The following is an 11,701-nucleotide window of genomic DNA, read 5'->3' on the forward strand; positions in this document are numbered from 1 at the left end:
GCGTTGACTTTTGGCACGCTGTTGAGTTCTCAAGGAACGGACGCTTCCTTCGGACCGCCTTCCAGCGGACCCTCCGGGCTTCGTTCTTTCGTGTTTCAAGCTTATCAGATGTTTTCCGCTCCGTTTTTCGGAGTTTCTTTCATCCAATCGGCTTTTTGCCTTTCGGCGCTCCCGAACTCTACCAGAGTTTCTCGGGCCGTTTTCCCCGGTTGTTCTCGAATTCAGATTCGAGCCAGTTTCCGAGGGGCCGTCCCGTGGGGCAACCCGGAGAACACTACGCACCGGGCCGCCCCACGTCAAACCGACCTCGGCCGGGGACGAACGAGCGTCAGGGCTCGACGAGCGAGCGTCAGACCTCGACCACGACCGGCAGGATCATCGGCCGGCGGCGGTAGTTGTCCGCGACCCACTTGCCGATGGTCCGGCGGACCAGCTGCTGCACCTGGCGGGGCTCCAGCACCCCGTCGCTCGCCGAGCGGTCCAGGGCTTCCTGAAGCTTTGCGACGACCGGGACGAATGCGTTGTCGTCGATGCCGGAGCCGCGGGCCTGGATGGTCGGGCCGCCGACCATCTTGCCGTTGGTCGAGTCGACCGCGACGAAGACCGAGATGAAGCCCTCCTCGCCGAGGATCTTGCGGTCCTTGAGCGAGGCCTCGCTGATGTCGCCGACCGAGGCACCGTCCACGTAGACGTACCCGGCCTGCACCTTGCCGACGATCCGGGCGACGCCGCCCTCCAGGTCGACGCAGACGCCGTCCTCGGCGATGACCACGCGGTTGCGCGGCACCCCGGTGGCGACGCCCAGCTCGGCGGCCGCGCGCAGGTGGCGCCACTCGCCGTGGACCGGCATCAGGTTGCGCGGCTTGCAGATGTTGAAGAAGTAGAGCAGCTCGCCGGCCGAGGCGTGGCCGGAGACGTGCACCTTGGCGTTGCCCTTGTGCACGACCTTGGCGCCCCAGCGGGTCAGGCCGTTGATCACCCGGTAGACGGCGTTCTCGTTGCCCGGGATCAGGGAGGACGCCAGGACGACGGTGTCGCCCTCGACGATGCGGATCTGGTGGTCGCGGTTGGCCATCCGGGACAGCGCGGCCATCGGCTCGCCCTGCGAACCGGTACAGATCAGCACGACCTCCTTGTCCGGCAGGTCGTCCAGCTGCTTGACGTCCACGACCATGTTGCCGGGGACCTTCAGGTAGCCGAGGTCGCGGGCGATGCCCATGTTGCGGACCATCGAGCGGCCGACGAAGGCGACCTTGCGCTTGTACTCGTGCGCGGCGTCCAGGACCTGCTGGATGCGGTGCACGTGGCTGGCGAAGGAGGCGACGATGATCCGCTTGTCGGCGTTCGCGAAAACGTTTCGCAGCGCCGCCGAGATGTCGCGCTCGTGCGGGATGAAGCCGGGGACCTCGGCGTTGGTGGAGTCCACCAGCAGCAGGTCCATGCCCTCCTCCGCCAGCTTGGCGAAGGTCGGCAGGTCGGTGAGGCGGCCGTCGAGCGGCAGCTGGTCCATCTTGAAGTCACCGGTGGCCACGACCATGCCGGCGGGGGTGCGGACGGCCACGGCGAGGGCGTCCGGGATGGAGTGGTTGACCGCGATGAACTCGCAGTCGAAGGGGCCGATGCGCTCGCGCTCGCCCTCCTTGACCTCCAGCACGTACGGGCGGATCCGGTGCTCGGCGAGCTTGGCCTCGATCAGGGCCAGGGTCAGCTTGGAGCCGATCAGCGGGATGTCCGGGTTCTCCCGCAGGAGGAACGGGACGGCGCCGATGTGGTCCTCGTGGCCGTGGGTGAGGACGATGCCGTCGACCTTGTCGAGGCGGTCCCGGATGTAGCTGAAGTCCGGGAGGATCAGGTCCACGCCGGGCTGCTCGTCCTCGGGGAAGAGGACGCCGCAGTCGATGATCAGGATGCGGTCCCCGTACTCGAGGACCGTCATGTTGCGGCCGATCTCGCCGAGGCCGCCGAGCGGAGTGATACGGAGGGCGCCCTCCTTCAGGGCCGGGGGCGCGCCGAGCTCGGGATGCGGGTGGCTCAAAAGACTCTCCTCACGACGCACGCCATATGCCCGGGGTCCTCCCCTGGAGACATATGGCGTGCGTACTCAGTGTCGTTTCCTACTGGGTCCGGGTGTGTGCACTCGCGCCTTCGGTCCGGTCCAGCGACGGACCCGGGGAGGTCCGGCGAGCCGGGGCGCGCACGTCTGTGTCTGCTACAGGTGTACCCCGCCGGCGGCGAGATCCTGCTTCAATTTCGCGATCTCCTCGGGCGTCGCGCCGATCAGCGGCAGCCGCAGCGGGCCGGCCGGCAGGCCTTGGAGCTCCAGGGCGGCCTTGGTCAGGATCACGCCCTGGGTGCGGAACATACCGCTGAACACCGGCAGCAGGCGCTGGTGGACGCTGGTGGCCTTGACCACATCGCCCGCCAGGTAGGCGTCGACCATCGCGCGCAGCTCGCCGGCCACGACGTGCCCGACGACGCTGACCACGCCGGCGGCGCCGACGGACAGCAGCGGCAGGTTCAGGATGTCGTCGCCGGAGTACCAGGCCAGGTCGGAGCGGGCGATCGCCCAGGACGCGGCGCCGAGGTCGCCCTTGGCGTCCTTGTTGGCGACGATCCGGGGGTGCTCGCCGAGGCGGACCAGCGTCTCGTGGCTCAGCGCCACCGCGCTGCGGCCCGGGATGTCGTACAGCATGACCGGCAGCTCGGTGGCGTCGGCGAGGGCGACGGTGTGCCGGTACAGGCCCTCCTGTGGGGGCTTGCTGTAGTACGGCGTGACGGCCAGCAGGCCGTGCGCGCCGGCGGCCTGCGCCTGCCGGGCCAGCTCGATGCTGTGGTGGGTGTCGTTGGTGCCGACGCCGGCCACCACGTGGGCGCGATCCCCGACCGCCTCCACCACGGCGCGGACCAGCCGGGCCTTCTCGGCATCGCTGGTGGTCGGGGACTCACCGGTGGTGCCGTTGACGACGAGGCCGTCGTTCCCGGAGTCGACGAGGTGCGTGGCGAGGCGCTGGGCGCCGTCGAGGTCGAGTCCGCCGTCGGCGGTGAACGGGGTGACCATCGCGGTCAGGACCCGGCCGAACGGCGTCTGGGGGGTGGAGGTCGGAGCCATGTGTCCAAAACTACTCGTAGGCGGTGGGGCGGTATCCACACCGGTCCAGGGTTCGGACAGGGGGCAGCGGCGATGAGCGGTGGAAACAGGCGGTGAAGTGGGATTCCGGTGCTGCCCGCTCGGGGGTTCGGCCAGCACCGGAATCCGTGCTCACGAATGTAGGGAGCGGCTAGAAAAGCCGCAATCCAGACATGCCAGACACTCAGCCCATATGCCTGTCGTCCCAGGTCAGGGGGCGACTCGGCCGTGCTTCTCGAAGGCCGCATGGGTGAGCGGCATGAGCCGCGCCCACTGCTCCTCCATCTGCTCGGCGACCATCTCGATCTCGCGCTGCGGGAACGACGGCACCGCCGAGTTCTCCCGCCTGGTCCGCAGCGACAGGAAGTGCATCAGCGAACGCGAGTTGCAGGTCGCGTACATCGAGGAGAACAGGCCGACCGGCAGCACCGCGCGGGCCACCTCGCGGGCCACCCCGGCCGCCAGCATCTCCTGGTAGCGGGCGTAGGACTCGCGGTACGCGGCCTCCATCGCCTCGGTGGTGGTCTTGTGCTGCTCGGGCGTGCCCTCGGTGAACTCGTACTTGCCCGGGCGGCCTTCCTGGACCAGCTTGCGCTCCTCGGCCGGGACGTAGAAGACCGGCTGCAGCTCGCGGTAGCGGCCGGACTCCTCGTTGTACGACCAGCCGCTGCGGTGCCGGTGGAACTCCCGGAACACGAAGATGGGCGCGCTGATGAAGAAGGTCATCGAGTTGTGCTCGAAGGGCGTGCCGTGCCGGTCGCGCATCAGGAAGTTGATCAGACCCTTGGACTTCTCCGGGTCCTGCGAGAGCGCCTCCAGGGACTGCTCCCCCGCGGTCGAGACACGGGCCGCCCAGATGACGTCCGAGTCGGCGGCGGCGCTGCGGACCAGCTCCACCGTCACGTCGCTGCGGAAGCTGGGGGCCGTCGGTTCGTCGCTCACGCGTTGCTCCTTGCGGGTTCGGTGCTGTGCAGCTTGATGGCGTGCTGCATGGTCTTGCGGGCGCGTGGGGTGTCACCGGCGTCGGCGTAGGCCACCGCGAGGCGGAACCAGACCCGCCAGTCGCCCGGCGCGACCTCCGCCTCCTCCTGGCGGCGGGCGAAGACCGCGTCGGCCGAGGCCCGGTCGATCCGCCCGCCCGTGCTGCGCTTCAGCTCGTCCACCGGCAGGCCGCCCTCGGCCTCCAGCTCGCGGGCGAGCCGCTCGCTGTCCCGCCCGAAGCGGACGGTCTGGCGCAGGAACCAGACGCCGATCACCGGGATGACGAAGGCGCAGACGCCGATGCCGATGCCGAGCGGCTTGCCGGTGGCGATCAGCTGGACGCCCTCCCCCACGCAGAGCAGGGCGACCAGCAGCAGCACGCCGGACAGGGCGAAGAAGCCGGTACGGGAGGTCATGACATGCTCCTGGAAGTCACCACGGTCACAGATCCAGGAAGTGCTCGAGGCCGAAGGTCAGCCCCGGCGTCTCGACGACCTTGCGCACGCCCAACAGGATCCCCGGCATGAAGCTGCTGTGGTGCAGCGAGTCGTGCCGGATGGTGAGCGTCTCGCCGGTGTCGCCGAACATCACCTGCTGGTGGGCCAGCAGGCCGCGCAGCCGGACGGCGTGCACCGGCACCCCGTCCACGTCGGCGCCGCGCGCGCCGGGCAGGCTGTGGGTGGTCGGGTCCTGCTGCGGCGGGCGGCCGGCCTCGGCCCGGGCGGCCGCGATCAGCTGCGCCGTCCGGGTGGCGGTGCCGCTGGGGGCGTCGGCCTTGCGGTCGTGGTGCAGCTCGACCACCTCGACCGACTCGAAGTACCGGGCGGCGATTTGGGAGAACTTCATGCCGAGGATCGCGCCGATGGAGAAGTTCGGCGCGATCAGCAGGCCGAGCTCCGGGGCCTGGTCCAGCCGGCCGCGGACGGTGGCGAGCCGCTCGTCCGTCCAGCCGGTGGTGCCGGTGACCACGTGGATGCCGTGCCGCAGGCAGTAGTCGAGGTTGCCCATCACCGAGTCCGGGTGGGTCAGCTCGACGACGACCTGCGCCCCGGCCTCGGTCAGCTCCTCCAGCTTCGACCCGCGGCCGAGGGTGGCCACCAGGTCCAGGTCCGGAGCGGCCTCGACGGCCTTGACCGCCTCGGAGCCGATCCGGCCCTTGGCGCCGATCACGGCGACACGCAGCGTCATGGGGAAACGTCCTCTCACACCAGCAGATCGGCGAGCTTGGCGGCCCGCTTGTCGTTGACCGGGCCGATCAGCGCCAGCGACGGCCGGTACGCGCCCAGCACATCACGGGCGACCTCGTGGACGTCCTCCAGGGTCACCTCCGCGATCCGCTCCAGCATCTCGTCCACCGACAGGTGGTGCCCGTAACTGAGCTCGGCCTTGCCGATCCGGTTCATCAGCGAACCGGTGTCCTCCATGCCGAGCACGGTGGAGCCGGAGATCTGCCCGATCGCGCGCTGCAGCTCCTCCTCGGTGATGCCCTCGGCGACCACCTTGGCCAGCTCGGTGCGGCAGATCCGCAGCACCTCCTCGACCCGCTTGGGCTGGCAGCCGGCGTAGATGCCGAACAGGCCGCTGTCCGCGTACGACGAGGAGTACGAGTAGACCGAGTACGCCAGGCCGCGCTTCTCGCGGACCTCCTGGAACAGCCGGGAGCTCATCCCGCCGCCCAGGGCCGCGTTGAGCACGCCCATCGCCCAGCGGCGCTCGTCGTGCCGCGGCACGCCGGGCACGCCCAGCACCAGGTGGGCCTGCTCGGTGGAGCGGTTGAGCACCTCGACCTTGCCCGCCGTCCGCAGCGCCTTGACGCCGCGACGGGCCTCGGCGGGGGCCGCGGTGGAGCGGGCCAGCACCGGGGCGAAGGCCTGCTCGACCTGCTTGACCACCTTGCGGTGGTCGAGGTTGCCGGCCGCCGAGACGACCAGGTGCTCGGGGCGGTAGCGGCGGTGGTAGAACCCGGCGATCTGGTCCCGGGTGAGCGTCTTGATGGTCTCCTGGGTGCCGAGGATCGGGCGGCCGAGCGGGCCGCTGCCGAAGATCACCTTGGCGAACAGGTCGTGCACCACGTCGCCCGGGTCGTCCTCGGCCATCGCCATCTCCTCGAGGATGACGCCGCGCTCGGCCTCCACGTCCTCGGTGCGGATCAGCGAGCCGGTGAGCATGTCGCAGACCACGTCGATGGCCAGCGGCAGGTCGGTGTCCAGGACCCGGGCGTAGTAGCAGGTGTTCTCCTTCGCGGTGAAGGCGTTCATCTCGCCGCCGACCGCGTCCAGGGCCGCCGAGATGTCCAGCGCGCTGCGCCGCTCGGTGCCCTTGAAGAGCAGGTGCTCCAGGTAGTGGGTAGCGCCGTTGAGCTGCGGGGTCTCGTCCCGCGAGCCGACGCCGACCCAGATGCCGAAGGTCGCGGAGCGCACCGTCGGCAGGGTCTCGGTGACGACCCGCAGGCCGCCGGGGAGGACGGTGCGGCGCACCGTGCCGGCGCCGTCGACGCCCTTGAGCAGGGTCCGGGTGGTGCCGGGACGCTGCTTTACCGCCGGGGCCTGCGCCACGGGGGGTACCTCCAGAGGAAACGCACGTGGCGAAGGCACGTACGGACGAAAGCGTGGACAACGGGGTGCGGCCCGCACGCCGCGAGGCGTACGGGCCGCAGGGGTCAGCTAGCGGCGCTTCACTCGGAAGCGGCCTCGCCGCCCTCTTCGCCCTCGACGACCGGGATCAGCGAGAGCTTGCCGCGCGGGTCGATCTCGGCGATCTCGACCTGCACCTTGGCGCCGACGCCGAGAACGTCCTCGACGTTCTCCACGCGCTTGCCGCCGGCCAGCTTGCGGATCTGCGAGATGTGCAGCAGGCCGTCCTTGCCCGGCATCAGCGACACGAACGCGCCGAAGGTCGTGGTCTTGACCACGGTGCCCAGGTAGCGCTCGCCGACCTCCGGCATGGTCGGGTTGGCGATCTGGTTGATCGTGGTGCGGGCGGCCTCGGCGGCCGGGCCGTCGGCGGCACCGATGTAGATGGTGCCGTCGTCCTCGATCGTGATCTCGGCGCCGGTGTCCTCCTGGATCTGGTTGATCATCTTGCCCTTGGGGCCGATGACCTCACCGATCTTGTCCACCGGGATCTTGATGGTGATGATGCGCGGCGCGTTCGGGGACATCTCGTCCGGGGAGTCGATGGCCTCGTTCATCACGTCGAGGATGTGCAGGCGGGCATCCTTGGCCTGCTTCAGCGCGGCGGCGAGCACCGACGCCGGGATGCCGTTCAGCTTGGTGTCCAGCTGGAGGGCGGTGATGAAGTTGCGGGTACCGGCGACCTTGAAGTCCATGTCGCCGTACGCGTCCTCGGCACCGAGGATGTCGGTCAGCGTGACGTAGTGGGTCTCACCGTCGATCTCCTGGGAGATCAGGCCCATGGCGATGCCGGCGACGGCGGCCTTCAGCGGCACACCGGCGTTCAGCAGCGACATGGTCGAGGCGCAGACCGAGCCCATCGAGGTGGAGCCGTTGGAGCTGAGCGCCTCGGACACCTGACGGATGGCGTACGGGAAGTCCTCGCGGGAGGGCAGCACGGGCAGGATGGCCCGCTCGGCCAGCGCGCCGTGGCCGATCTCGCGGCGCTTGGGGGCGCCCACGCGGCCGGTCTCGCCGACGGAGTACGGCGGGAAGTTGTAGTTGTGCATGTAGCGGCGGCGCGTCTCCGGGGAGAGCGTGTCCAGCTGCTGCTCCATGCGCAGCATGTTCAGCGTGGTGACACCCAGGATCTGGGTCTCGCCGCGCTCGAACAGGGCCGAGCCGTGCACCCGCGGGATGGCCTCGACCTCGGCGGCCAGGGTGCGGATGTCGGTGACGCCACGGCCGTCGATGCGGACCTTGTCCGTGATGACGCGCTCGCGGACGATCTTCTTGGTCAGCGCGTTGTAGGCGGCGCTGATCTCCTTCTCGCGGCCCTCGAACTCGGGGAGCAGCTTCTCGGCGGCCAGCGCCTTGACGCGGTCCAGCTCGTTGTTGCGCTCCTGCTTGCCCGGGATGGTGAGGGCCTGGGCGAGCTCGTCCTTGACGGCGGCGGTCAGCGCGGCGAGGACGTCGTCCTGGTAGTCCAGGAAGACCGGGAACTCGCCGGTCGGCTTGGCGGCCTGGGCGGCCAGCTGGGCCTGCGCGGCGCAGAGGACCTTGATGAACGGCTTCGCGGCGTCCAGACCGGCCGCGACGACCTCCTCGGTCGGCGCCTCGGCGCCGCCCTCGACCAGCTTGATGGTCTTGTCGGTGGCCTCGGCCTCGACCATCATGATCGCGACGTCGCCGTCCGGCAGGGCGCGACCGGCGACGACCATGTCGAAGACGGCCGACTCAAGCTCGCTGTGGGTCGGGAAGGCCACCCACTGGCCGTTGATCAGCGCGACGCGCACGCCACCGATCGGGCCGGAGAACGGCAGGCCCGCCAGCTGGGTGGAGGCGGAGGCGGCGTTGATCGCGACCACGTCGTACAGGTGGTCGGGGTTGAGCGCCATCACGGTGCAGACGACCTGGACCTCGTTGCGCAGGCCCTTGACGAAGGACGGGCGCAGCGGGCGGTCGATCAGGCGGCAGGTGAGGATCGCGTCCTCGGAGGGCCGGCCCTCGCGACGGAAGAACGAGCCGGGGATGCGGCCCGCGGCGTACATCCGCTCCTCGACGTCCACGGTCAGCGGGAAGAAGTCGAAGTGCTCCTTCGGCTGCTTGGAAGCGCTGGTGGCCGACAGCACCATGGTGTCGTCGTCCAGGTAGGCCACGACGGAGCCGGCGGCCTGACGGGCCAGGCGGCCCGTCTCGAAGCGGATGGTACGGGTGCCGAAGGAACCGTTGTCGATCACGGCCTCGGCGTAGAACACGTTCTCTTCCACCTGGAAGATCTCCTCTTTCGTACGTTTCCGGGAGAGCGTCCCCGCGCACTGCCTCGGGGTCGGCCCGGGCCCTCGTCAGGGAGGGCGGCAGTCGGGCCGGTCTTCGATCGAAGCCTCCGGAGTGCCCCGCTCGGTCTGCGGGGGTTCCGACGGCCACTACCGAGGACCGGCGCCTCACGGCTGCCGGGCCGGGGCGGGCGGTTCGCGTCTGGACGCTCTCTCGGATGCGGGCGGCTTCCGTTTGAAGCCTTCGGCCCGCGGGGGGTTCGGGTTCGTCTGCCCGGGTGGCGCGCTGGTGCGCCATCACCCGGCATGCCCACAACCCTACGGTGCAATCCTCGGGCACCCGGGGAGGTGCGCGCGAGTTGTTATGGCCGGGCGCCGCGGCCGAAGAGCCGCGGCATACGCGCGAGGGGCGGCTCCCCGGTGTGGGGAGCCGCCCCGCGCGGCGGTCTTAGCGGGCGCCGCCGGCGGCACCGCGGCGGATGCCCAGGCGGTCGACGAGCGTACGGAAGCGCTCGATGTCCTTCTTGGCCAGGTACTGCAGCAGGCGGCGGCGCTGGCCGACCAGGATCAGCAGGCCACGACGCGAGTGGTGGTCGTGCTTGTGCGCCTTCAGGTGCTCGGTCAGGTCCGAGATGCGACGGGAGAGCATGGCCACCTGAACCTCGGGGGAACCGGTGTCCCCCTCCTTCTGGCCGAACTCGGCGATGATCTGCTTCTTGACGTCAGAGGCGAGAGCCACTGCAACTCCTTTGGGTGTACCGAGCGGTCCTGGTCGACAACACAGGAACTCTGCGAGAACTCGGTGCCGTGAGCGCGGCCGCCGCTCTACAGCCCACGACGGGGCGGCGGACACACGGCTGCGCTCGAAGGCCAAGCGTACCAGTGCCGCCCATCCGGTCGGTGCGCGGGTCCGGTGGGCGGCACGGGGCGGGCCGGGCGGGTCAGCCGGTGGCGCCGCGGACCAGCCGGTAGATGTCCAGGACGGCCAGCGCCAGCGGGACGAGCGAGATCAGGGTGAGACTGTCCACCAGGTCCAGGATGCGCCCCCAGAACGGGGAGACGCCGAGCCGGGGCACCACCAGCGAGATCGCGACGAGCAGCGCGGCCCCGAAGGCGATGGAAATCGCCAGCCAGATGGTGCGCAGGTCGAGCTGGGTGGTGGAGCCGGCCACCCGCAGGAAGAACTGCGGGGTGTGCAGGGACAGCCCGACGATCAGCAGACACAGACCGAGCAGACCGGCCACGGTGAGGCTGAGGACCTGCGCGGTGTAGCGGAACAGCCGGGCGCGCAGCATGGTGGCCAGGCCCAGGGCGAGCGCGAGCAGCTCGGGGAAGGTCTCGTCGGTGAAGCCGAGGACGGCGCAGGCGCCGACCACGACCGCGGCGCAGCCGCCGACCAGGCCGACCAGCACCTCGTGGCCGCGGCGGGCCTGGTGGGCGATCTTCTCGTACTGGACGGCCTCGGCGCGCTCGGCCTCCTCGTCGTAGTCGCGGCTGCGGGTGCGGGTCTGGCCGGGGGCGCTGAAGCCGACCGGCAGCCGGGCGAAGCGGGCGGAGAGGCCGGGCAGGAAGCCGACCACGGCGACGGCGGCGACACCGGTGACGGCGGCGAGGTGTCCGGCCGGGGTCCCGGGCATCAGGACGGCGGCGAAGGTCGCGAGCGCACCGGCGGCGGCGACCAGGGCGGCGGCGACGAACACCGCGTCCTTCTCCGGCAGCAGGCCGACCAGCAGCACGGCGACCACCAGGACGGCGACGCAGCCCGCCAGGAACTGGATCCGGCCGGGGCCGTCCCACGGGTGGGCGACGGCGATGAGGCCGCTGCCGCCGATCATGGCGTGCGGCAGCGCGCCGAGGCCGAGGGCGAGGGCGGCGTGGGCGTCCTGGTAGACCCGGGCTCGCACGCCGGCCAGCGCGGTGAGCACGACGGCGGTGACGCCGGCCAGGACGCCGGGCAGGCCGTGCATGTCGTGGCGCAGGTCGGAGAACCAGAGTGCGAAGCCGAGCAGGGTGAGCAGCACCCCGGCGCCGATCAGGCCGAAGCCGCGCATCAGCTCGGCGGTCCAGAACCGGCGGTCGGCCTCGACGGCGCTGGCGATGGCGTCGGCGACGTCGTCGTAGACGGCCGGCGGGAGGGACTCGGCGAAGGGGCGCAGCGCGAGCAGGTCGCCGTCGCGGACCTGCTGGGCGGCCAGCGGCAGTCCGCTGTCGAGGACGGTGCCGTCGCGGCGGACCAGGTGGAAGCCGGTGGGGGTGCCGTCGGGCTGGCTCTGGTTGGCCAGGCGCAGCACCTCGGGGTAGACGTCCGCGAGCGGGATGTCCTCGGGCAGGGCGACGTCGATCCGGCGGTCCGGGGCGACGACCGTCACCCGGCAGTAGCCGGTCGCGGCAGCGTTGCTCATGCTCCCGCCTCGATCCTTCGACGCACTTGGCGCTCCCCCTTGTTGACGGTGCCGAGGCACGGCGGCGCTCGGTGTGGCTGTGGAACCGGCCCGGCCGGGCCGCGAGTTGGCGCGGCGTTACCCTACCCGTTCGACAGGTGACCGGGGCCTGGCGGGCGGTGCGGGGGCGACCGTTAGGATCGGCGCCTGCGCGAAGGTACGGGGGCTGCGCTGTGTGGGGCGTCCTCAGCCGCCGGATTCCCGTACGGACCGTACGCAGTCGCGTGAGGGCTGATGCCGAAGTGATCGATCGACGCCGCGGGG

Annotated in this window: 9 protein-coding genes; all 9 read right to left on the reverse strand. The window is 70.6% G+C overall.

Annotation, left to right across the window (positions count from 1 at the left end):
- Nucleotides 1-349: 349 nt before the first annotated feature.
- A complete protein-coding gene (locus ACIBEC_RS41110) occupies nt 350-2,035 on the reverse strand; it encodes a ribonuclease J (RefSeq protein WP_360505248.1) in 1,686 nt (561 codons plus the stop codon).
- Nucleotides 2,036-2,209: 174 nt separating this feature from the next.
- Entirely contained in the window at nt 2,210-3,109 is a 900-nt protein-coding gene (dapA, locus tag ACIBEC_RS41115; protein ID WP_360505250.1) for a 4-hydroxy-tetrahydrodipicolinate synthase, read from the reverse strand.
- A 228-nt stretch (nt 3,110-3,337) separates the two neighbouring features.
- Nucleotides 3,338-4,069 (reverse strand): FAD-dependent thymidylate synthase, encoded by a 732-nt coding sequence (gene thyX, locus ACIBEC_RS41120; protein WP_360505252.1) that lies wholly within the window; start codon nt 4,067-4,069, stop codon nt 3,338-3,340.
- Nucleotides 4,066-4,524, reverse strand: coding sequence for a tetratricopeptide repeat protein (locus ACIBEC_RS41125; RefSeq protein WP_360505254.1), 459 nt, complete (start codon nt 4,522-4,524; stop codon nt 4,066-4,068). The genes thyX and ACIBEC_RS41125 overlap by 4 nt, the downstream gene beginning before the upstream one ends.
- Nucleotides 4,525-4,549: 25 nt before the next feature.
- Entirely contained in the window at nt 4,550-5,296 is a 747-nt protein-coding gene (gene dapB / locus ACIBEC_RS41130; protein WP_360505256.1) for a 4-hydroxy-tetrahydrodipicolinate reductase, read from the reverse strand.
- A gap of 14 nt (nt 5,297-5,310) precedes the next feature.
- Nucleotides 5,311-6,663: a pitrilysin family protein gene (locus tag ACIBEC_RS41135; RefSeq protein WP_360505258.1), complete on the reverse strand. Its 1,353-nt coding sequence runs from the start codon at nt 6,661-6,663 to the stop codon at nt 5,311-5,313.
- Between the two features lie 119 nt (nt 6,664-6,782).
- Nucleotides 6,783-8,990, reverse strand: a complete 2,208-nt coding sequence (locus ACIBEC_RS41140; RefSeq protein WP_360505260.1) for a polyribonucleotide nucleotidyltransferase — start codon at nt 8,988-8,990, stop codon at nt 6,783-6,785.
- A gap of 454 nt (nt 8,991-9,444) precedes the next feature.
- On the reverse strand, nt 9,445-9,735 hold the full coding sequence (gene rpsO / locus ACIBEC_RS41145; RefSeq protein WP_148645116.1) for a 30S ribosomal protein S15: 291 nt from the start codon (nt 9,733-9,735) through the stop codon (nt 9,445-9,447).
- Nucleotides 9,736-9,937: 202 nt separating this feature from the next.
- Complete coding sequence (gene eccD, locus ACIBEC_RS41150; RefSeq protein WP_360505263.1) at nt 9,938-11,398, reverse strand: type VII secretion integral membrane protein EccD; 1,461 nt, start codon at nt 11,396-11,398, stop codon at nt 9,938-9,940.
- Nucleotides 11,399-11,701 lie beyond the last annotated feature (303 nt).

Origin of the sequence: Kitasatospora sp. NPDC051164, assembly GCF_044455625.1 — a bacterium.
Taxonomy (GTDB): domain Bacteria; phylum Actinomycetota; class Actinomycetes; order Streptomycetales; family Streptomycetaceae; genus Kitasatospora.